The sequence below is a fragment of the Paenibacillus sp. FSL K6-2524 genome (genome assembly GCF_038005525.1).
In the GTDB taxonomy this organism is placed as follows: domain Bacteria; phylum Bacillota; class Bacilli; order Paenibacillales; family Paenibacillaceae; genus Fontibacillus; species Fontibacillus anaericanus.
This window is the reverse complement of the sequence record NZ_JBBOSP010000001.1, coordinates 5,447,042-5,467,829: the sequence shown is the minus strand read 5'-3', so window position 1 is coordinate 5,467,829 and position 20,788 is coordinate 5,447,042. Positions and strand designations below refer to the sequence as shown.

Sequence of the window (20,788 nt, the reverse complement as noted above, 5' to 3'; positions counted from 1 at the left end):
CCGGTCGCTGTTTTATTAATTAAATTATTGATTGAAATTAGTTAATAATTTTCTTGACATAGCCCATTGAAAAGTGATATTATGTCAAAGTGCGTGAGAACGGATAACCCTGTGCTTTGGAGGACGCTTATAATGTCTAATGATAAAGGTTTACAGGATGCACATATTAAAATCGGCACCAAGCAAACCATGCGAATGGTGGAGCAAGGACAGGCTGATGAGGTTTACGTAGCTGAAGATGCAGATCCACGCCTTACATCGAAAGTCATTGCGCTATGTAATCGAAACTCCGTTAAGGTCACATATGTTGACACAATGGATAATCTCGGCAAAGCTTGCGGGATACAAGTGGGAGCAGCGATGGTTGCGATCGTAAGACCATAGTTTAGAATTCGTTTTTGCTGATTGGGCAAATCCTTTCGGCAAGAACTTTTCATTTGTTCTTTTATGAACCGCCTGGATCTGTGGGCTTAAACAAGAGGTTTGTAAAGAAACATAAAGATTTGAGGAAGGGGGTGGCAACAACATGCCAACTATTAACCAATTGGTACGCAAGGGACGCCAAGACAAGATATACAAATCTAAATCACCAGCATTGCAAAGAGGGTTTAATGCCCTGAAACGTGAGGCTACTGATTTGAGTGCTCCACAAAAACGTGGGGTGTGTACTCGTGTCGGCACTATGACTCCTCGTAAACCGAACTCCGCACTTCGTAAATATGCTCGTGTTCGCTTGACGAACCGTTTAGAAGTTACGGCTTACATCCCAGGTATCGGACACAACTTGCAAGAGCACAGTGTGGTTCTGATTCGTGGTGGTAAGGTGAAAGACCTTGCGGGTGTACGTTATCACATCGTACGCGGCGCATTGGACACTGCTGGTGTAAACAACCGGATGCAAGCTCGTTCTAAATACGGTGCTAAACGTCCTAAAGCTAAAAAATCCTAGGTTATATACCTAAAGAATTAAACTATCATTGAAAGGGGGATAACTATGCCACGCAAAGGTCCAGTTACCAAAAGAGACGTATTGCCGGATCCATTGTATAACAGCAAGCTTGTTACTCGATTGATCAACCGCATCATGCTAGACGGCAAACGCGGCGTTGCTCAAAGCATCCTTTATAATGCATTCAAATTGATTCAAGAACGCACGGGCAATGACCCAATGGAAGTATTTGAAGCAGCAATCAAGAACATTATGCCTGTCCTGGAAGTTAAAGCTCGTCGTGTAGGCGGAGCAAACTATCAGGTTCCTATCGAAGTGAAACCAGAGAGACGTACTGCTTTGGGATTACGTTGGCTCGTAAACTACTCCCGCAACCGCGGCGAGAAGACTATGGAAGAGCGTTTGGCTGCTGAAATCATGGATGCAGCTAACAACACAGGAGCTTCCGTTAAGAAACGTGAAGACACGCACAAAATGGCTGAAGCAAACAAAGCGTTTGCTCACTACCGTTGGTAGGATTAAGCTAAAGTTAGTAGTATATATTGAAGGGAGACATCATTATGGCAAGAGATTTCTCCTTGAATAATACACGTAACATTGGGATCATGGCGCATATTGATGCTGGTAAGACAACCACGACGGAACGTATCTTGTTCTATACAGGCCTTACGCACAAAATCGGTGAAGTTCACGAGGGTGCTGCGACAATGGACTGGATGGAACAAGAGCAGGAGCGCGGAATTACAATTACTTCCGCTGCAACAACCGCTCAATGGAAAGGTCACCGCGTAAATATCATCGATACCCCGGGACACGTAGACTTCACAGTTGAAGTTGAACGTTCCCTACGTGTATTGGACGGGGCAGTAGGCGTTTTCAGTGCGAAAGAAGGCGTTGAGCCACAGTCTGAAACCGTATGGAGACAGGCTGACCGCTATGGCGTTCCTCGGATCGCTTATGTAAACAAAATGGATATCATCGGTGCTGACTATCTTAACGTTATAGCTAGTATGCGTGATCGTCTGCAAGCCAATGCGGTAGCAATTCAGTTGCCAATGGGTGCAGAGAACCATTTTGATGGTATCATCGACATCGTTGCTCAAAGAGCTCATATTTTCCACGATGACTTAGGTCAAAATATCGAAGAAACAGATATTCCAGCAGAGTTCCAAGCGCAAGTAGAAGAACTTCGTGCAGAATTGATTGAGAAAGTTGCAGAACTAGATGAAGAATTAACAATGAAATACCTAGAGGGTGAAGAAATCTCTGTTGCAGAGATCAAAAAAGCTCTCCGTAAAGGTGTTATCGAAGTTAAGATCTTCCCTGTTATCTGTGGTTCCTCTTACCGTAACAAAGGTGTTCAATTGATGATGGATGCTGTTGTTGATTACTTGCCAGCGCCAACAGACGTACCAAGTATCCAAGGTCACTTGGAAGACGGTACTTTGGAAGAACGTCACTCTGATGATGCAGAACCGTTCTCAGCGCTAGCATTTAAAATCATGACAGACCCTTACGTTGGTAAACTTACGTTCTTCCGTGTGTACTCCGGTGTGCTTCAATCCGGTTCGTACGTACTGAATGCAACTAAGAACAAACGCGAGCGTATCGGCCGTATTCTTCAAATGCATGCTAACAGCCGTCAAGAAATCAGCATCGTTTATTGTGGTGATATCGCGGCTGCAGTAGGTTTGAAAGATACGAGCACAGGTGATACACTATGTGATGAGAAGGCTCCGATCATTCTTGAATCGATGAACTTCCCTGATCCGGTTATCGAAATCGCCGTTGAACCAAAAACGAAAGCCGACCAAGATAAAATGGGCGTAGCTCTCGGTAAATTGACTGAAGAAGATCCAACTCTTCGTGCTCATACTGATGAAGAAACCGGTCAAACGATTCTTGCAGGTATGGGTGAGCTTCACTTGGATATTATCATCGACCGTATGCGCCGCGAGTTTAAGGTAGAGACTAATGTGGGTAAACCACAAGTAGCTTACCGTGAAACTTTCAAAGTGCCAGCACGTGTTGAAGGTAAATTTGTCCGTCAATCCGGTGGTCGTGGTCAATACGGTCACGTATGGGTTGAGTTCGAACCTTTGGAAGCCGGTTCAGGCAACCAGTTCGAAAGTAAAGTTGTGGGTGGTTCAGTACCAAGAGAATACATTGGTCCTGCACAACAAGGTATTGAAGAATCTATGAAGAATGGTGTCCTTGCAGGCTTCCCGCTTGTAGACGTTAAAGCCACAATCGTAGACGGTTCATACCATGATGTCGATTCCAATGAAATGGCGTTTAAAATCGCCGGTTCGATGGCACTGAAAGCAGCCAAAGAGAAATGTCAAGCTTGTCTCCTTGAGCCGATTATGAAAGTTGAAGTAACGGTTCCTGAAGAGTACATGGGTGATGTTATGGGTATGTTGAATTCCCGTCGTGGACGGATTGAAGGTATGGATTCTCGTGGTGGAGCGCAAATTATCCGTGCGAAGGTACCTTTGTCTGAAATGTTTGGATATTCAACAACACTTCGTTCCGGTACGCAAGGACGCGGTGTGTTCTCAATGGAACTTTCTCACTATGAAGAAGTTCCGAAGAGCATTGCTGAAGAAATCGTATCTAAGTACAAAGGCAACGCAGAATAATTTTTTGTATTTACTAATTGGGGATCCGTTTCGGCGGAAATCCCCGATTAGTCCAACATAACAATCCATATTTTAAGGAGGAACTGTTTAAAATGGCTAAGGCTAAATATGAACGTACAAAACCGCATGTTAACATCGGTACAATCGGTCACGTCGACCATGGTAAAACAACCCTGACTGCTGCAATCACTTCTGTATTGTCCAAGACTTACGGTGGTGCTGCAATGTCTTTTGATCAAATCGATAAGGCTCCTGAAGAGCGCGAGCGCGGTATTACAATTTCAACTTCCCACGTGGAGTATGAAACTAACAACCGTCACTACGCACACGTTGACTGCCCAGGTCACGCCGACTATGTTAAGAACATGATCACTGGTGCTGCTCAAATGGACGGCGCTATCTTGGTTGTATCCGCTGCTGACGGCCCAATGCCGCAAACACGCGAGCACATCCTTTTGTCCCGTAACGTAGGTGTTCCTTACATCGTCGTATTCTTGAACAAATGCGACATGGTTGAAGACGAAGAACTCTTGGAATTGGTTGAGATGGAAGTTCGCGACCTTCTTAGCGAATATGAGTTCCCAGGCGACGATACTCCAATCGTTCGTGGTTCTGCTCGTGAAGCTCTTCAAAACCCTGAAGGCGAATGGGCTAAAAAGATCGTTGAAATGTTCGAACAAATCGACGAATACATTCCACTTCCAGAGCGTCCAGTTGACAAGCCGTTCCTTATGCCTGTCGAAGACGTATTCTCCATCACTGGTCGCGGTACCGTTGCTACAGGTCGTGTAGAACGCGGAACTGTTAAAGTTGGCGAAGAAGTTGAAATCGTTGGTATCCACGAAGAAACTAAGAAATCGGTTGTTACAGGCGTTGAAATGTTCCGTAAATTGCTCGATTCCGCTCAAGCGGGCGACAACATCGGCGCATTGCTACGTGGTGTAGACCGTAACCAAATCGAACGTGGTCAAGTACTTGCAAAGCCAGGTTCCGTTAAGCCACACATGGAATTTACTGCACAAGTATACGTTCTAACTAAAGAAGAAGGCGGACGTCACAAACCTTTCTTCACTGGTTACCGTCCACAATTCTATTTCCGTACAACTGACGTAACAGGTATTATCAACCTGCCTGAAGGTACTGAAATGGTTATGCCTGGTGATAACATCACTGTTACCATTTCACTGATCGCTCCAATCGCTCTTGAAGAAGGAACTCGCTTCTCCATTCGTGAAGGTGGACGTACAGTTGGATCCGGTGCTGTAGTTAGCATCCAAAAATAATTAGGTTTTATAACCTTTAGAAAGAGCTATTCCTGTCTTTATGACATGGAGTAGCTCTTTTTTTATCTATATAAATTTGAGAACAAATGAAGAAACGAGACTCCATTCCAGAAATAGATCGAATACTGTCGAATAATGGCATAATTTTGTTTACAGTGATTATTGTCACAGGTATAATGACCTGTAACAACTAAATATGTGTCTGCGGACAAGGAGTGGAGATCGCTTTATGAAGTGTCCCTTTTCAACTTTACTCAAGTCATCAACAAAGCAAGAATTAACAGACGCTACATACTCGATAGATCGAATAAAGGTAATAACGAATCTGGATACAGGGCCTGTATATCTTGAAATTGAAGGTGAGCAGGAGATTAACGAGCAACTACGGATGATTGATTTGAGTGCAAGTGATATTGAATTATTGCATCAAATGAAGCCTTTCATAGAGAAGAGGATTGAATGGATTACAAGTACTTTCTATCAATCGGTTCTTGACGTCCCCAAACTGACAGAAATTATAATCAAGCACAGCACGGTTGAACGACTGAAAATGACTTTGCAGGAACATTTGCTTGATATGTTCAGCGGTAATATAGATCAAGAATTTATTTCTAAGAGATTGAGAATCGCAAAGGTGCACAAAAAGGTAGGACTTGAACCAAAATGGTATTTATCTGCTTTTCAGAATTTGCAAAATGCTTTTTTGAAGGTGATCTATGATGAAATCAAGAGTGAAGATCTACGTTTGCAGATGATTAAGACGACTAGTAAGCTTCTAAGTCTTGAACAGCAACTTGTACTCGAGGCATATGAACGGGAGAATCTGCTTGAGAAGGAACAACAATATGAAATTGTAAAGAATGAACTTAAAGGCAAAATCACAATGTTTAGTGAAGAATTGGAAGATTTGAGTCTTGGCACGAACGCAGCAGTAGAAGAGCTTGTGGCGAGCAGTCAGGGAGTAAATGAGGCAATTAAACGTTCGGTACAAACAGCTAATGAATCACAACAACTTGCTGAAGCAGGGCGAAGTCATTTACAACAGTTAAATGAACGAATAGGGAGTATTAATGAACGGACTAGTGTGATGGATCAATCCGTACAGCAGTTAGATATTTCATCACGGCACATTCAAAAAATAGTGGATACCGTTGCTGGGATAGCTGGTCAAATTAAACTATTATCCCTAAATGCAAAAATTGAAGCAGCGCGGGTTGGAGAGCAAGGTAAGGCATTCGGAGTTGTCGCCCAAGAGGTAAGTAAACTGTCAGAGAATACGAAAGACACAGTAACTCAAATTGCTGCATTAGTACAGCATTCTGCTTCGATGACCTCTCAAGTAGTACAATTAATAGAAGAAGTACGTAAACTAGCGGAGAGCGGTAAATTGCAGTCTGAGGCGACGAATGAAGTCTTTATTCATATATTAAGTTCAATGCATAACAGTGCTAATGAAATTGTCGCTGTTGAAGGACAGATTAGTGAATTGATTGAGACGATTGAAGGTATCGGTTCATCTACATCTCAGGTTGCTGCATCGGCTGAACGTTTAAACCAGGTATCTTCAGATTTATAGTTCTAATTAGCATATATATAGAAGAAATAAATTTTAGAATGGCAAAAATAATTACTGAGCCGGCCTGATCTAAGGTTATGGCTCTTTTTTTTGACAAGAGACAGCTTGTTCAGAACCTCTTAATCTACGAAAGATAGGATTATCGAGGTGGGAATAAATACATCTTAAAAAACTTTCAACTTCCTGTTGCAATTGTCCCGGTTATTCTATATAATAATAAATGTTGTTCTGTGACGTTGCGATGATGTGAGAGGTTACCGACACACCTGGCCCCTTTGCCATGGGAGAGTGGTTGGAAAATTTTCACGGAGTATGTCCGATACCAAATTGGGCGATAGAAGGAGGGAATAAAAATGGCAAAGCAAAAAATTCGTATTCGTTTGAAAGCTTACGACCACAGAATTCTTGATCAATCCGCAGAGAAGATTGTTGAAACGGCAAAGCGTTCGGGTGCTAGTGTATCTGGTCCGATTCCGCTTCCAACTGAGAAACAAATCATTACTGTTCTCCGTGCGGTACACAAGTACAAGGATTCTCGGGAACAATTCGAACAACGGACGCACAAACGTCTTATCGACATTGTGAACCCGACTCCACAAACCGTGGATGCCTTGATGCGCTTGGACCTACCGTCCGGTGTAGATATCGAAATCAAATTGTAATATTAATTACAGCAGTTTAATTAGTAAAGGAAAAGAGGTGTCAACATGAAAGGTATCTTAGGAAAAAAACTCGGAATGACTCAAGTTTTTACACCTGAAGGAAATGTTATTCCTGTAACGGTGATTGAGGCTAGCTCCAATGTTGTTCTGCAAAAGAAAGATGTGGAGAACGATGGTTATGAAGCAATTCAAATTGGTTACTCTGATAAGAAAGCACAAAGAGCGACTAAACCAGAAGTAGGCCACGCTAAAAAAGCAAATACAACACCTAAGCGCTACGTTCGCGAAATTCGCGGTATTGATTTGGCAGGATATGAAGTTGGCCAAGAGGTCAAAGTTGATATTTTTGCTGAAGGCGAGTTTGTTGACGTAACAGGTGTTTCTAAAGGTAAAGGATTCCAAGGTAACATTAAACGTTGGGGTCAAAGCCGCGGACCAATGTCTCACGGGTCGCGTTATCACCGTAGACCAGGTTCGATGGGTTCTATCCAAGCGAACCATGTTCTTAAAGGCAAACGTCTTCCAGGACATATGGGTCACGAAACAGTAACAATTCAACGCCTAGAAGTTATTAAAGTAGACGTTGAACACAATGTGTTGCTCATTAAAGGCGCAATTCCAGGGCCTAAAAATGGCCTCATTAAAGTAAAAGAAAGCATTAAGAAATAATTTTCTGAAGAAAGGAGGAACAACAAATGCCAAAAGTAGCACTTTTTAATGTAAGTGGTAGCCAAGTAGGCGAAGTAGAATTGAATGATGCGGTATTCGGTATCGAACCGAATGTACACGTGCTTCATGATGCAGTGGTTATGCAACGTGCTTCCTTACGTTTTGGTACCCATAAAGTAAAAGGACGCTCCGAAGTTCGTGGCGGTGGCCGCAAACCTTGGAAACAAAAAGGTACAGGTCGTGCTCGTCAAGGTTCTATTCGCTCCCCGCAATGGGTAGGCGGTGGTACAGTGTTCGGACCAACTCCACGCAGTTACTCGTTTAAACTGCCTAAGAAAGTCCGTCGCTTGGCGATCAAGTCGGCGCTTTCGTCGAAAGTGATTGATCAAGACATTATCGTTCTTGATGCGTTGACTTTGAACGCACCAAAAACTAAAGAGTTTGCAGCAATCTTGAATAACCTGAAAGTGGAACGTAAAGCATTGATCGTAGCTGGTAGCTATGACGACGTTATCGCGCTTTCTGCTCGTAATATCCCAGGTGTTAAATTCATTGCAGCTGACGGCATTAGTGTTCTTGACGTGCTAACGCATGACAAACTGATCATTACGAAGGAAGCAGTTCAGAAGGTAGAGGAGGTGCTCGCGTAATGAAAGATCCTCGTGATATTATCAAGCGCCCGGTGATTACGGAACGTACGGCAGAATACATGAACGGACTGAAATATGTCTTCGAAGTGGATATTCGTGCTAATAAGACCGAAATCAAACAAGCTGTAGAAGCGATCTTCAATGTTAAAGTGAGCAATGTGAATACGCTGCGTGTTCCTGCTAAGCCAAAACGTTATGGACGCCACTTCGGATATAGATCCGAATGGAAAAAAGCGTTCGTAACTTTGAAAGCAGATAGCAAACCGCTCGAATTCTTTGAATCGGTATAAAATTGCTAAAGTAAGGAGGGAAACATAGTGCCAATCAAAAAGTATAAACCGACATCCCCGGCTCGTCGTAATATGTCCGTGTCAACTTTCGAAGAAATTACCACGGATCAACCGGAGAAATCGTTGCTTGCGCCACTGAGCAAAACAGCTGGTCGTAACAACCAAGGTAAAATTACAGTTCGTCACCATGGTGGTGGACACAAACGTAAATACCGTATTATCGACTTTAAACGTACTAAAGATGGAATTCCAGGCCGCGTTGCTACTATTGAGTATGACCCGAACCGGACTTCTAATATCGCTTTGATCCATTATGCTGACGGTGAGAAACGTTACATTATCGCTCCAAAAGGTCTTAAAGTGGACGATGTAATCGAATCTGGCGTTGGTTCAGATATCAAAGTCGGGAATTGCCTTCCAATGGAGAATATTCCTGTAGGTACTGTTATCCACAACATCGAACTTCAACCAGGTAAAGGTGGACAACTCGTTCGCGCTGCTGGTACAGAAGCACAATTGCTTGGTAAAGAAGAAAAATACGTAACAGTTCGTTTGTCTTCAGGCGAAATGCGTAAGATTCTAAAAGTTTGCCGCGCTACTATTGGCTCTGTAGGTAACGAAGATCATGAGCTTTTGAAAATCGGTAAAGCTGGACGTAATCGCTGGTTGGGTAAACGCCCTCAAGTCCGCGGTGTTGTCATGAACCCTAACGATCACCCACACGGTGGTGGTGAAGGTCGCGCTCCAATCGGTCGTAAATCGCCATTGTCACCTTGGGGTAAACCAACACTTGGTTACAAAACGCGTAAAAAAGGCAAAGCATCTAATAAATATATCGTACGTAGCCGCACGAAGTAATCCGCTCCGCGGATCACTTCCGGGCTCTGATATAAGTTGGAAACAAGCAGCGTGATGAAGGGAGGATAAAAAATGAGTCGCAGTGTAAAAAAAGGACCTTTTATTGATGGTTACTTGTTGAAAAAAGTGGCAGATGCTGAAGCATCGAGCAAAAAGATCGTGATCAAGACTTGGTCCCGTCGCTCCACAATTTTCCCGCAATTCATTGGTCAAACGTTCGGGGTTTACGACGGTCGCAAACATGTACCTGTATATGTTACTGAGGATATGGTCGGACACAAACTGGGCGAATTTGCTCCAACTCGTACCTACAAAGGTCATACGGATGATGATAAGAAAACGAGACGTTAATTTATAAGTTCTTCGTTTGAAAGGAGGTAACACTTATGGAAGCAAAAGCACATGCTAGGTCAATTCGCATTGCTCCACGGAAAGCTAAGTTGGTTATTGACTTGATCCGCGGTAAGCAAGTAGGCGACGCTATCGCGATTCTTCGCCACACTCCTAAGGCGGCTTCACCGATCGTTGAGAAGCTTCTAAACTCTGCGATTGCCAATGCTGAACACAACTATTCTATGGATGTAAATAAATTGGTTGTTACGGAGGTCTTCGTAAACCAAGGACCAACAATGAAACGTTTCCGTCCACGTGCAATGGGACGTGCAAGCCGTATCAACAAACGCACTAGCCACATTACTTTGGTGGTATCCGAAAAATAAGGAGGGAAAACGTGTGGGCCAAAAAGTAAATCCCATTGGATTGCGTATAGGTGTTATTCGCGATTGGGAATCTAAATGGTACGCAGGCAAAGATTTTGGTGATCTTTTGCTGGAGGACGTAAAAATTCGTGAACACTTGAAAAACAAACTTAAAGATTCAGCAGTATCTCGCATTGAAATCGAGAGAGCAGCTAATCGTGTGAATGTTACTATCCACACTGCCAAGCCGGGTATGGTTATCGGTAAAGGTGGCGCGGAAGTTGAAAACTTGCGTAACGCAATTACAAAAATTGCAAAAGGCAAAAAAGTTCACATTAACATCTCTGAAATCAAATACCCTGATCTTGATGCAATTCTAGTTGCTGAAAGTATCGCACAACAATTGGAACGTCGTGTTTCTTTCCGCCGTGCGTTGAAACAAGCAATTCAAAGAACTATGCGTTCAGGAGCAAAAGGGATTAAAACAGCAGTCAGCGGTCGTGTAGGCGGTGCTGAAATTGCTCGTACAGAAGGCTATAGCGAAGGAACTGTTCCGCTTCATACACTTCGTGCTGATATTGATTATGGTACAGCAGAAGCACATACGACCTATGGTATCATCGGCGTAAAAGTATGGATCTATCGTGGAGAGATTCTTCCCCCGGCTAAGAAACAGCAAGCTGCTAAGGAAGGAGGCAACTAATCATGTTGGTACCAAAACGTGTAAAACACCGCAAACAACAACGCGGTAGTTTGAGAGGTATGGCTAAAGGCGGAACCGAACTAAACTTCGGAGAATTCGGTCTACAAGCAACTGAGCCATCTTGGATCACCAACCGTCAGATTGAAGCTGCGCGTATTGCAATGACGCGTTATATGAAACGTGGCGGTAAGGTATGGATTAAAATTTTCCCTGACAAACCGATTACTCAGAAGCCTCTAGAAGTCCGGATGGGTAGCGGTAAAGGTAACGTTGAGAAATGGGTTGCAGTTGTGAAACCTGGCAAGATTATGTTTGAAATTGCAGGAGTTTCTGAGGAAGTCGCACGTGAAGCTATGCGTCTTGCTTCTCACAAGCTGCCAATCAAAACTAAGTTTGTGAAACGTGAAGAATTGGGTGGTGAAGCAAATGAAAGCTAATGAACTTCGCAACTTAACCACTGCTGAGATTGAACAAAAAGTCGCCGGATATAAAGAAGAACTCTTTAATCTCCGTTTTCAATTGGCTACAGGCCAGCTTGATAACCCTACTCGCATCCGCGATGTACGGAAAGAAATAGCTCGTGCTAAAACAATTTTACATGAGAGAGTACTTGGAATTACTAGCTAATGTAATTAAGCATCGCATTAGCGTCTGAATTCAGGAAGGAGGCTAACCATGAGCGAACGCAATAACCGTAAAGTGCAAGTGGGTAAAGTCGTCAGCGACAAAATGGATAAAACCATCGTAGTAGCTGTAGAAACATACAAAAAGCATGATTTGTACCACAAGCGCATTAAATATACGAAAAAATTTAAAGCGCATGATGAGAACAATACTGCGAAAATCGGAGATGTTGTTAAAATCACCGAAACTCGTCCGTTGTCTAAAGACAAACGTTGGAGACTAGCAGAAATCATTGAAGTGGCTGTTGTTATCTAATTGCATATAGCTTAACCGAAAGGAGGAAATATCCATGATTCAACCATTTACACGTTTGCATGTAGCCGATAACTCTGGCGCGAAGGAATTGATGTGTATCCGCGTTCTCGGTGGTACTGGACGTCGTACAGCAGCAATCGGTGATCTAATCGTGTGTTCTGTTAAACAAGCAACACCAGGCGGCGTTGTCAAAAAAGGTGATGTAGTCAAAGCGGTTGTGGTTCGTACTAAACGTTCCGTTCGCCGTAAAGATGGTTCTTACATCGCATTTGATGAGAATGCAGCTGTCGTTGTAAAAGATGACAAGAGCCCACGTGGTACTCGTATTTTCGGACCTGTCGCTCGCGAACTTCGCGATAGAGACTTCATGAAAATCGTTTCCTTGGCTCCGGAAGTTATCTAAAACATATGTCACCGAAAGAGTGACTTTCGGTGAAAACGATATAGACGTGCTGCAAGGCACGGCCAACCCTTGAAGCAGGAGGTGTAAAGAATGCCAAGACTGAAAAAAATTCTAGAATCCCATAACAATAAGTTGCACGTCAAAAAAGACGATTCAGTTATTGTAATTACCGGTAAAGACAAAGGTAAAAAAGGCCGCGTTATCGCTGCTTACCCTCGTGAAAACCGTGTGCTTGTGGAAGGCGTGAATATGGTGAAGAAACATCAAAAGCCAAATCAGCTGAACCCACAAGGCGGCATTATCGAAAAAGAAGCTCCGATTCATGTTTCGAACGTGATGCACGTTGATCCAAAGAGCGGAAAAGTAACCCGTATCGGTTACAAAGTGCTGGATAACGGCAAAAAAGTTCGTGTTGCTAAAAGATCCGGAGAAGTAATCGACTAATCCAGAAACGTTAAGAAAGGAGGACCACGATTCATGACAACAAGATTGAAAGAGCGCTTTTTGAACGAAGTGACACCTGCTTTGGTTCAAAAATTCAACTATACGTCAGTGATGCAAGTGCCTAAAATTGAGAAAGTAGTTATCAACATGGGTGTGGGTGACGCTGTTGCCAACTCCAAAGTGTTAGATGCTGCACTTAATGATATGCAATTAATCGCTGGACAAAAACCAGTTATCACTCGTGCGAAGAAATCCATCGCTGGATTTAAACTTCGTGAGAACATGCCGATCGGTGTTAAGGTTACCCTTCGCGGTGAACGCATGTACCATTTCTTAGACAAATTGTTTAACGTAACGCTTCCGCGTGTACGTGACTTCCACGGTGTATCGACGAAAGCATTCGACGGACGTGGAAACTATACACTTGGCCTCAAGGAACAATTGATCTTCCCTGAGATTGAGTATGATCAAGTTGATAAAGTACGCGGTATGGATATCGTCCTCGTTACGACGGCGAAAACCGATGAAGAATCTCGTGAATTGCTGACCGCTCTCGGCATGCCTTTCGCGAAATAAATCGTTCATAAATTCTCCGAAACTATTTAGGAGGTGTCAGGCTAAGTGGCAAAAACTTCGATGAAAGTTAAACAACAACGCACGCCGAAGTTCAAAGTACGGGCATATACCCGCTGCGAACGTTGTGGTCGTCCACATTCGGTACTGCAAAAATTTAAAGTATGCAGAATTTGTTTCCGTGAATTAGCTCATAAAGGCCAGATTCCTGGCGTGAAAAAAGCAAGCTGGTAAACAATCAACAACGGGAAGGAGGTTTACACGAATGACTATGTCAGATCCAATTGCAGACATGTTAACTCGTATTCGTAACGCCAATACGGTTCGTCACGAAACGGTTGAAATGCCTGCTTCAACGATTAAAAAGCAAATCGCTGAAATCTTGAAGCGTGAAGGCTTTATCCGTGATGCAGAATTTATCGATGATAACAAACAAGGTATGATTCGTATTTTTCTTAAATACGGTTCAAACAATGAGCGTGTTATCACCGGTTTGAAGAGAATTAGTAAACCGGGCCTTCGCGTATACACGAAAAGTAATGAAGTACCTCGTGTACTCGGCGGTCTAGGAATCGCTATTATCTCGACTTCAAAAGGAATTATGACCGACAAAGAAGCTCGTCAGTCCAAAGCTGGCGGCGAAGTTGTCTGCTACGTTTGGTAATTAACGTCACAAAATAAGGAGGTGCAATAAATGTCCCGTATTGGTCGCAAACCAATTACAGTACCAAGTGGTGTAGATATCACACTTGATAATTCCGTAATTACAGTAAAAGGACCTAAAGGTTCCTTGACTCGTGAGCTTCATAAAGACATCAAAGTAATTATTGAGGAAAATTTGATTACTATTGAGCGTCCTTCAGATAATAAATTACATCGTTCTTTGCATGGTACAACACGGAGTGTTGTTAACAACATGGTGAGTGGAGTAACAGAAGGTTTCTCCAGAACTCTTGAGTTGGTAGGGGTAGGATATCGTGCAAGTAAAGTCGGCGATAAACTCGTACTAAACGTTGGATACTCTCATCCAGTAGAAATCACTCCAGAACCAGGTATCGAATTCGATGTGCCTACGAATACAAAGATCATCGTTAATGGAATTAATAAAGAGCGTGTTGGTGAATACGCTGCAAATATTCGTTCTGTTCGCGCACCTGAGCCTTACAAAGGTAAAGGGATCAAGTATGAAGGCGAACGCATCATTCGTAAGGAAGGTAAAGCCGGTAAGAAGAAATAAACCTCTTCTTAACGGACCCATCCTTTTGGCGTCTTGAATGGAAATGCTTGTTATGGTAAACCGAAAGGAGTGAAATGGAAGTCATGATTACAAAACCGGATAAAAACAAAGCCCGTCTTAAAAGACATTTGCGTGTACGTAGAAAAATTCAAGGAACGGCTCTTCGTCCAAGACTTAACGTATACCGTTCTTCCAAACATATCTATGCACAATTGATTGATGATGTGGCTGGCGTAACAATTGTTTCCGCTTCGACAGTCGATAAAGAACTGAGCGAAGGGTTGACTAGCGGAAGTAACGTTGAAGCTGCTCGTAAAGTTGGCGAACTTATCGCAAAACGTGCGGAAGGCAAAGGCGTGAAAAACGTTGTGTTTGACCGCGGAGGTTACTTGTACCATGGACGAATTCAGGCATTGGCTGATGCAGCTCGCGAAGCAGGCCTTGAATTCTAAGATATTTTCTAAAAGGAGGTTAACGACTTGCGTGTAGATCCGAACACTTTAGAACTAACTGAAAGAGTTGTAAATATTAACCGCGTAGCTAAAGTAGTTAAGGGCGGACGCCGTTTCAGCTTTAGCGCACTCGTCGTTGTCGGCGACGGCAAAGGCTGGGTTGGCGCTGGTATCGGTAAAGCGGGCGAAGTTCCTGACGCGATTCGCAAAGGAATTGAAGATGCTAAGAAAAACCTTGTATTCGTTCCTCTAGTGGGGACTACTGTCCCTCACCAAGTGATCGGACACTTTGGTGCCGGACGTGTGCTTTTGAAACCGGCATCTGAAGGTACTGGAGTTATCGCTGGCGGTCCAGTTCGTGCAGTACTTGAATTGGCTGGTGTAGGCGACATTTTAACAAAATCCCTAGGTTCTTCGAATTCCATCAACATGGTCAACGCGACTTTGGAGGGCTTGTCCCGTCTGAAACGTGCTGAAGATGTGGCGAAATTACGCGGCAAATCCGTCGAAGAACTTCTCGGTTAAGGAGGGAATCTCATGGCTAAACTGCAAATTACCCTTGTGCGTAGTTTGATCGGTCGTCCGGAGACTCAACGTACTACCGTGAAAACTTTGGGACTTCGCAAAATCAATGATTCTGTAGTTCAAAACGACAACGCAGCTATTCGTGGTATGGTTAATCAAGTAAGTCACTTGATAGCTGTTAAAGAAATTCAAGAGTAGTCAACTAAGTAAGTCTAACAATAAATAAGGAGGTGCAACGAACGATGAAACTACATGAGCTTTCCCCAGCTCCTGGATCCCGCAAAGAACGCAAACGCGTAGGTCGCGGTACAGGTAGCGGTACGGGTAAAACATCAGGTCGTGGCCATAAGGGTCAAAATTCTCGTTCCGGTGGTGGTGTGCGTCCAGGCTTCGAAGGCGGACAAAACCCGCTGTATCGTCGCTTGCCGAAACGCGGATTTACTAATCCAACGCGGAAAGAGTATGCGATCGTTAACATCGAGGAACTTAACAACTTTGCGGCGGATACGGAAGTAACTCCAGAACTGTTGTCACAACAAGGAATCGTTAAAAATGCTAAAAGCGGCATCAAGATTCTTGGCAACGGTGAAGTTACTGTCAAATTGACAGTTAAAGCGAATAAGTTCTCCCAATCCGCGGTAGATAAAATTCAGGCTGCCGGCGGTAAAACCGAGGTGATCTAATGTTCAAAACCATTAAGAACATATGGCATGTCAAGGATCTGCGTAATCGTATTGGATTCACACTGTTTATCTTCATTATTTTCCGGATCGGTACTTTTGTTCCGGTTCCGGGAGTTAATGCAGCAGTGTTTCAATCAACTACAGGTCCAGAGAATGGTTTACTAGGGTTATTCAACACATTCTCAGGCGGAGCATTGAAGAATTTCTCCATCTTCGCTCTGGGGATTATGCCTTATATCACGGCATCTATCATCGTACAACTCCTTTCTATGGATGTTATTCCGAAATTTGCGGAATGGGCTAAACAAGGGGAACATGGTAAGAAGAAGATGGCTCAAGTCACTCGCTACGGTACAGTGATCTTGGCTATCATTCAAGCCTTTGCTACTTCATACGGTTTCAATCGGCTGTACAGCACTGAAATGATTCCAAATGCAACATTTGCGGATTATGCTGTTATTGCTATTGTACTGACTGCAGGTACATCGTTCTTAATGTGGCTCGGTGAGCAAATTACTGAAAAAGGTATTGGAAATGGTATTTCGTTAATTATCTTCGCAGGGATCGTCGCTGGTTTTCCAACAATGATTCAAAGCATTGCTAATTCCGAATTTATCGTTGATAATCAAACATTCATGAATGTAGTTAAATTTTTGGCTATCTTCATCGTGGTGATACTAATCATCATTGGTGTTATTTACATCCAACAGGCGATTCGGAAAATTCCGGTGCAGTATGCAAAACGTGTTGTTGGTAACAAAATGTATGGTGGTCAGAATACGCATATCCCATTGAAGATCAATGCAGCAGGCGTTATTCCGGTTATCTTTGCATCCTCGCTATTGCAGTTCCCAGTAATTATCGCTAATTTCTGGGCGACGCATGGTTGGGCTAAGTGGGTCGGAACTAACTTGTCGCATACGAAACCGCTCGGGATGTTACTTTATGTTCTTATGATCGTCGGCTTTACGTTCTTCTACACTTTTGTGCAGATGAATCCACAGCAGATGGCTGATAATATGAAGAAAAATGGTGGTTATATTCCAGGGATTCGTCCAGGGAAAGCAACAGCTACTTATCTGACACGGGTATTAACTCGTTTGACGATGACTGGTGCCATATTCCTTGCGGCTGTTTCGATCCTTCCGGTTGGGCTGGGTGCTTTGGCTGGTTTGCCGCAGTCAGTACAAATCGGTGGTACTTCAATCCTGATCGTTATCGGTGTTGCACTTGATACGATGAAGACAATTGAAGGACAATTGATCAAACGTCACTATAAAGGCTTCATTAAAAAATAGGCGATAGGTTCCAGGTTGATGAACTCGCCTGGTACCTGTTGTTCTGTTTCTTGTATTGAGTCATCTTGGAGGGAGTGATAATCATGAACATTTTATTCATGGGGCCTCCTGGAGCAGGAAAAGGAACACAAGCTGAGGTCATCGTTAAAGAATTTGGCATTCCCCATATATCTACTGGTGATGCATTTCGCCTGGCGATTAAAGAGGGAACTCCCATTGGGATTAAAGCCAAGGAGTATATCGATCAAGGCCTTCTGGTGCCTGATGATGTAACGGTTGGCATCGTTCGTGAGCGCCTACAGCAGTCCGATTGCGAAAAAGGTTTCTTATTGGATGGTTTTCCAAGAACCCTTTCGCAAGCGGAAGCGCTGGAGGATTTGCTTAGCGGATTAGATCGCAAGCTGGAGCATGTCATTAACCTGAAAGTGGACCGGAACAAGCTACTCGCGCGTCTAACCGGACGTCGGATATGCAAGTCCTGCGGAGCCACGTATCATGTGATCTTTAATCCTCCGGGGCAAGAAGGTCTTTGTGATAAATGCGGTGGCGAGTTGTACCAACGCTCTGATGATAATGAAGAGAGCGTAGGCATTCGTTTGGATGAATATATCAACAAAACAGCACCTCTTCTCAAGTTTTATGATGAAAAGGGTTTGCTACGTGAAGTTGATGGAGAACAGGAAATCGGTGCGGTATCGCAAGAGATCGTATCCTTACTGCGAGGTTAGGTGTAATGATCATATGTAAATCCGAAACGGAACTAGGCTTTATGAGAGAAGCAGGGCGAATCGTCGCGGAAACGCACAGGCTCATGGCGAAATCGATTGAGCCAGGAATTACGACGGGGGAACTCGATCAAATCGCCGATAAGTACATTCGTAGTCAAGGCGCTTTGCCGTCTTTTAAAGATTACAACGGTTTCCCTTACAGCATTTGTGCTTCGGTCAACGAAGAGTTGGTACATGGATTTCCCGGCAAACGCAAATTGAACGAAGGCGACATCATCAGTATTGATATCGGCGCAGAGTTTCGTGGATTTCACGGAGATTCGGCGTGGACATATCCCATCGGTACGATTTCGGATGAAGCTAAGCGGCTTCTAGAAGTCACCGAAGGATCACTATTTGCTGGTCTCGCGCTCGTCAAACCTGATGTCCGTTTGTTCACTGTCTCGCATGCTATTCAGCAATACATCGAAAATGCTGGTTTCTCTGTTGTTCGTGAATATGTCGGTCACGGCATAGGATCGAGCCTTCACGAAGAACCGCAAATTCCGAACTACGGCACACCGGATCGTGGTCCACGCCTTAAACCAGGTATGGTGCTTGCGATCGAACCGATGGTTAACATCGGCAAACGGTATGTTAGAACGCTTGAAGATAATTGGACGGTCGTTACGGTAGACGGTTCACTCTGTGCTCACTTCGAGCATACTGTAGCAGTCACACCGGATGGTATGGAAATTCTTACAAAGCTGGACGATTAGACGATGAATATGAAACCATGTTCTGAAGTTCAAATTGGTCAAATTGTGAGAGTTCTGAAAGGTAAAGATGCAGGTTCATTTTACGTAATTGTGCAGATTATTGACGACAAGTTCGTTATGATTGTAGATGGGGCCAAACGGAAGTTTGATCAGCCTAAGCGTAAAAATATACAGCATCTTGAACTTCAGCCAATGATCAGCAGCGAGGTTGTTCATAGTTTGCAAGAAAGCGGGCGAGTAACAAATGCTAAGCTGCGTTACGCAGTGAATGCTTATGTGGAATCCGCCAATATAAATGCTGAGAAGAAAGGAGACTGACTGTGGCTAAGGAAGATGTCATTGAAGTCGAAGGTACGGTTATAGAACCGCTACCAAATGCTACATTCAAGGTTGAGCTCGAGAATGGTCATCAAATTCTCGCTCATGTTTCTGGAAAGCTACGGATGCACTTTATCCGTATACTGACTGGAGACAAAGTTGTAATTCAATTATCACCTTATGATCTTACAAAAGGTCGTATCACATACCGTAAATAGATTCTGGTTCCGATACCCATACCATTTATAAAGTATTTATGATATGATATTCGGGTTGAGTTTTATTTGCGGGTAATTCATGCATCGCAATGTACAAAATCAACACTATGAATTCAGTTTTACTACAGTAAAACTTAGTTTATCCTTACGAAGAGAGTTTTGCTTCTCAAAAACGGAGCTTACGCTTTCGAAGTCAGTTTTACATTCGTAAAACTTTTAGGAGGTAATCAACATGAAGGTAAGACCTTCTGTGAAGCCTATGTGCGAAAAATGCAAAGTCATTCGTCGCAAAGGCAATGTTATGGTGATTTGTGAAAATCCAAAGCATAAACAAAAACAAGGTTAAAGAAGGGGGTGTAGCGTAAAATGGCACGTATAGCTGGTGTGGATTTGCCACGTGATAAACGCGTTGAGATCGCCTTAACTTACATTTTCGGAATCGGTAAAACGACTTCACAGAAAATCCTGAAATTGACAGGCATCAATCATGACACACGTGTTCGTGATTTGACGGAAGATGAGGTTAGCAAACTACGCGAAACGATCGACAAAGAAGTCAAAGTAGAAGGCGACCTTCGTCGTGAAATTTCCTTAAATATTAAACGTTTGATCGAAATTGGCTGCTACCGTGGAGTGCGTCACCGTCGTGGTCTGCCTGTTCGCGGACAACGTACGAAGACTAATGCCCGTACTCGTAAGGGTCCTCGTCGTACTGTAGCGAACAAGAAGAAATAAGAAGGGGGGATAACTGACAATGGCTAAACCGAAAAAAGTCGTACGTACTAAACGTCGCGACCGTAAAAATATTGAATCGGGTGTGGCACATATCCGCTCCACCTTCAACAACACGATCGTAACGATCACGGATCCACACGGTAACGCAATTTCTTGGGCTAGCTCCGGCGGCCAAGGATTTAAGGGTTCCCGTAAATCAACTCCATTTGCTGCTCAAATGGCTGCAGAATCTGCTGCTAAAGCTGCAATGGAACATGGTATGAAAACCGTTGAAGTTATGGTTAAAGGACCAGGAGCAGGCCGCGAAGCCGCTATCCGCTCCTTGCAAGCGGCTGGTCTGGAAGTTAACGTAATTAAAGACGTTACTCCAATTCCTCATAACGGATGCCGTCCTCCAAAACGTCGCCGCGTTTAATGAAGCCGCCTTTAGTGTGGTATAACAACAGCGCAATTTGGTAACAATGGTTGTTTAGACATACTAGTTGATAGACTTCAGT

Annotated in this window: 35 protein-coding genes; all 35 read left to right on the top strand. The window is 43.5% G+C overall.

Annotation, left to right across the window (positions count from 1 at the left end; all coding sequences use genetic code 11):
- Positions 1–132 precede the first annotated feature (132 nt).
- The 35 genes from NST85_RS25580 to rpsK all read left to right on the top strand — a co-directional run bounded on the left by NST85_RS25580 (position 133) and on the right by rpsK (position 20,706).
- Positions 133–384: a ribosomal L7Ae/L30e/S12e/Gadd45 family protein gene (locus NST85_RS25580; RefSeq protein WP_127194401.1), complete on the top strand. Its 252-nt coding sequence runs from the start codon at positions 133–135 to the stop codon at positions 382–384.
- A 142-nt stretch (positions 385–526) separates the two neighbouring features.
- On the top strand, positions 527–949 hold the full coding sequence (gene rpsL / locus NST85_RS25575; RefSeq protein WP_127194402.1) for a 30S ribosomal protein S12: 423 nt from the start codon (positions 527–529) through the stop codon (positions 947–949).
- 45 nt (positions 950–994) lie between these two features.
- Positions 995–1,465, top strand: coding sequence for a 30S ribosomal protein S7 (gene rpsG, locus NST85_RS25570; RefSeq protein WP_127194403.1), 471 nt, complete (start codon positions 995–997; stop codon positions 1,463–1,465).
- A 44-nt stretch (positions 1,466–1,509) separates the two neighbouring features.
- Positions 1,510–3,591, top strand: a complete 2,082-nt coding sequence (fusA, locus tag NST85_RS25565) for an elongation factor G (protein ID WP_127194404.1) — start codon at positions 1,510–1,512, stop codon at positions 3,589–3,591.
- A 92-nt stretch (positions 3,592–3,683) separates the two neighbouring features.
- Positions 3,684–4,874: an elongation factor Tu gene (tuf, locus tag NST85_RS25560; RefSeq protein WP_127194405.1), complete on the top strand. Its 1,191-nt coding sequence runs from the start codon at positions 3,684–3,686 to the stop codon at positions 4,872–4,874.
- Between the two features lie 229 nt (positions 4,875–5,103).
- On the top strand, positions 5,104–6,450 hold the full coding sequence (locus NST85_RS25555) for a globin-coupled sensor protein (protein ID WP_170220277.1): 1,347 nt from the start codon (positions 5,104–5,106) through the stop codon (positions 6,448–6,450).
- Between the two features lie 353 nt (positions 6,451–6,803).
- Positions 6,804–7,112, top strand: coding sequence for a 30S ribosomal protein S10 (gene rpsJ / locus NST85_RS25550; protein ID WP_102715347.1), 309 nt, complete (start codon positions 6,804–6,806; stop codon positions 7,110–7,112).
- A gap of 45 nt (positions 7,113–7,157) precedes the next feature.
- The gene (gene rplC / locus NST85_RS25545; RefSeq protein ID WP_127194407.1) at positions 7,158–7,781 is read left to right on the top strand and encodes a 50S ribosomal protein L3; all 624 of its coding nucleotides are present in this window, start codon (positions 7,158–7,160) and stop codon (positions 7,779–7,781) included.
- 26 nt (positions 7,782–7,807) lie between these two features.
- Positions 7,808–8,431 (top strand): 50S ribosomal protein L4, encoded by a 624-nt coding sequence (rplD, locus tag NST85_RS25540; protein WP_127194408.1) that lies wholly within the window; start codon positions 7,808–7,810, stop codon positions 8,429–8,431.
- Positions 8,431–8,721 carry a 50S ribosomal protein L23 gene (gene rplW / locus NST85_RS25535; protein WP_127194409.1) on the top strand — a complete coding sequence of 97 codons (291 nt, stop codon included), beginning with the start codon at positions 8,431–8,433 and terminating at the stop codon, positions 8,719–8,721. Before rplD ends, rplW begins: the two co-directional genes overlap by 1 nt.
- A gap of 27 nt (positions 8,722–8,748) precedes the next feature.
- Positions 8,749–9,579 carry a 50S ribosomal protein L2 gene (gene rplB / locus NST85_RS25530; protein ID WP_127194410.1) on the top strand — a complete coding sequence of 277 codons (831 nt, stop codon included), beginning with the start codon at positions 8,749–8,751 and terminating at the stop codon, positions 9,577–9,579.
- A 72-nt stretch (positions 9,580–9,651) separates the two neighbouring features.
- A complete protein-coding gene (gene rpsS / locus NST85_RS25525) occupies positions 9,652–9,930 on the top strand; it encodes a 30S ribosomal protein S19 (protein WP_127194411.1) in 279 nt (92 codons plus the stop codon).
- Between the two features lie 35 nt (positions 9,931–9,965).
- On the top strand, positions 9,966–10,298 hold the full coding sequence (gene rplV, locus NST85_RS25520; RefSeq protein ID WP_127194412.1) for a 50S ribosomal protein L22: 333 nt from the start codon (positions 9,966–9,968) through the stop codon (positions 10,296–10,298).
- Positions 10,299–10,311: 13 nt separating this feature from the next.
- Complete coding sequence (gene rpsC, locus NST85_RS25515) at positions 10,312–10,980, top strand: 30S ribosomal protein S3 (RefSeq protein WP_127194413.1); 669 nt, start codon at positions 10,312–10,314, stop codon at positions 10,978–10,980.
- Between the two features lie 2 nt (positions 10,981–10,982).
- Positions 10,983–11,417, top strand: a complete 435-nt coding sequence (rplP, locus tag NST85_RS25510; protein ID WP_127194414.1) for a 50S ribosomal protein L16 — start codon at positions 10,983–10,985, stop codon at positions 11,415–11,417.
- The gene (rpmC, locus tag NST85_RS25505) at positions 11,407–11,607 is read left to right on the top strand and encodes a 50S ribosomal protein L29 (protein WP_127194415.1); all 201 of its coding nucleotides are present in this window, start codon (positions 11,407–11,409) and stop codon (positions 11,605–11,607) included. The genes rplP and rpmC overlap by 11 nt, the downstream gene beginning before the upstream one ends.
- Before the next feature lie 48 nt (positions 11,608–11,655).
- Positions 11,656–11,919: a 30S ribosomal protein S17 gene (rpsQ, locus tag NST85_RS25500; RefSeq protein WP_127194416.1), complete on the top strand. Its 264-nt coding sequence runs from the start codon at positions 11,656–11,658 to the stop codon at positions 11,917–11,919.
- Positions 11,920–11,953: 34 nt separating this feature from the next.
- A complete protein-coding gene (gene rplN / locus NST85_RS25495) occupies positions 11,954–12,322 on the top strand; it encodes a 50S ribosomal protein L14 (protein WP_127194417.1) in 369 nt (122 codons plus the stop codon).
- A 90-nt stretch (positions 12,323–12,412) separates the two neighbouring features.
- Positions 12,413–12,766, top strand: coding sequence for a 50S ribosomal protein L24 (gene rplX, locus NST85_RS25490; protein WP_211350252.1), 354 nt, complete (start codon positions 12,413–12,415; stop codon positions 12,764–12,766).
- A 33-nt stretch (positions 12,767–12,799) separates the two neighbouring features.
- Positions 12,800–13,342, top strand: a complete 543-nt coding sequence (rplE, locus tag NST85_RS25485; RefSeq protein ID WP_127194418.1) for a 50S ribosomal protein L5 — start codon at positions 12,800–12,802, stop codon at positions 13,340–13,342.
- 45 nt (positions 13,343–13,387) lie between these two features.
- A complete protein-coding gene (locus NST85_RS25480; RefSeq protein WP_054025317.1) occupies positions 13,388–13,573 on the top strand; it encodes a type Z 30S ribosomal protein S14 in 186 nt (61 codons plus the stop codon).
- Between the two features lie 31 nt (positions 13,574–13,604).
- On the top strand, positions 13,605–14,003 hold the full coding sequence (gene rpsH / locus NST85_RS25475) for a 30S ribosomal protein S8 (protein WP_127194419.1): 399 nt from the start codon (positions 13,605–13,607) through the stop codon (positions 14,001–14,003).
- Positions 14,004–14,033: 30 nt separating this feature from the next.
- Complete coding sequence (rplF, locus tag NST85_RS25470; RefSeq protein ID WP_127194420.1) at positions 14,034–14,576, top strand: 50S ribosomal protein L6; 543 nt, start codon at positions 14,034–14,036, stop codon at positions 14,574–14,576.
- A gap of 83 nt (positions 14,577–14,659) precedes the next feature.
- The gene (gene rplR / locus NST85_RS25465; RefSeq protein WP_127194421.1) at positions 14,660–15,028 is read left to right on the top strand and encodes a 50S ribosomal protein L18; all 369 of its coding nucleotides are present in this window, start codon (positions 14,660–14,662) and stop codon (positions 15,026–15,028) included.
- A 27-nt stretch (positions 15,029–15,055) separates the two neighbouring features.
- Positions 15,056–15,553 carry a 30S ribosomal protein S5 gene (gene rpsE, locus NST85_RS25460; RefSeq protein WP_110931228.1) on the top strand — a complete coding sequence of 166 codons (498 nt, stop codon included), beginning with the start codon at positions 15,056–15,058 and terminating at the stop codon, positions 15,551–15,553.
- A gap of 12 nt (positions 15,554–15,565) precedes the next feature.
- Positions 15,566–15,751, top strand: coding sequence for a 50S ribosomal protein L30 (gene rpmD, locus NST85_RS25455; RefSeq protein ID WP_127194422.1), 186 nt, complete (start codon positions 15,566–15,568; stop codon positions 15,749–15,751).
- Positions 15,752–15,795: 44 nt separating this feature from the next.
- Positions 15,796–16,236 carry a 50S ribosomal protein L15 gene (gene rplO / locus NST85_RS25450; protein WP_127194423.1) on the top strand — a complete coding sequence of 147 codons (441 nt, stop codon included), beginning with the start codon at positions 15,796–15,798 and terminating at the stop codon, positions 16,234–16,236.
- Positions 16,236–17,534, top strand: a complete 1,299-nt coding sequence (secY, locus tag NST85_RS25445; protein WP_127194424.1) for a preprotein translocase subunit SecY — start codon at positions 16,236–16,238, stop codon at positions 17,532–17,534. Before rplO ends, secY begins: the two co-directional genes overlap by 1 nt.
- Before the next feature lie 83 nt (positions 17,535–17,617).
- Positions 17,618–18,262: an adenylate kinase gene (locus NST85_RS25440; protein WP_127194425.1), complete on the top strand. Its 645-nt coding sequence runs from the start codon at positions 17,618–17,620 to the stop codon at positions 18,260–18,262.
- Between the two features lie 5 nt (positions 18,263–18,267).
- On the top strand, positions 18,268–19,020 hold the full coding sequence (gene map, locus NST85_RS25435) for a type I methionyl aminopeptidase (protein WP_127194426.1): 753 nt from the start codon (positions 18,268–18,270) through the stop codon (positions 19,018–19,020).
- 3 nt (positions 19,021–19,023) lie between these two features.
- A complete protein-coding gene (locus NST85_RS25430) occupies positions 19,024–19,338 on the top strand; it encodes a KOW domain-containing RNA-binding protein (protein ID WP_127194427.1) in 315 nt (104 codons plus the stop codon).
- A gap of 2 nt (positions 19,339–19,340) precedes the next feature.
- A complete protein-coding gene (gene infA / locus NST85_RS25425) occupies positions 19,341–19,556 on the top strand; it encodes a translation initiation factor IF-1 (RefSeq protein WP_028559500.1) in 216 nt (71 codons plus the stop codon).
- Between the two features lie 232 nt (positions 19,557–19,788).
- A complete protein-coding gene (gene rpmJ, locus NST85_RS25420) occupies positions 19,789–19,902 on the top strand; it encodes a 50S ribosomal protein L36 (RefSeq protein WP_037291536.1) in 114 nt (37 codons plus the stop codon).
- Between the two features lie 20 nt (positions 19,903–19,922).
- Entirely contained in the window at positions 19,923–20,291 is a 369-nt protein-coding gene (gene rpsM, locus NST85_RS25415; protein WP_127194428.1) for a 30S ribosomal protein S13, read from the top strand.
- A gap of 19 nt (positions 20,292–20,310) precedes the next feature.
- Positions 20,311–20,706 carry a 30S ribosomal protein S11 gene (rpsK, locus tag NST85_RS25410; RefSeq protein WP_127194429.1) on the top strand — a complete coding sequence of 132 codons (396 nt, stop codon included), beginning with the start codon at positions 20,311–20,313 and terminating at the stop codon, positions 20,704–20,706.
- Positions 20,707–20,788: the final 82 nt, after the last annotated feature.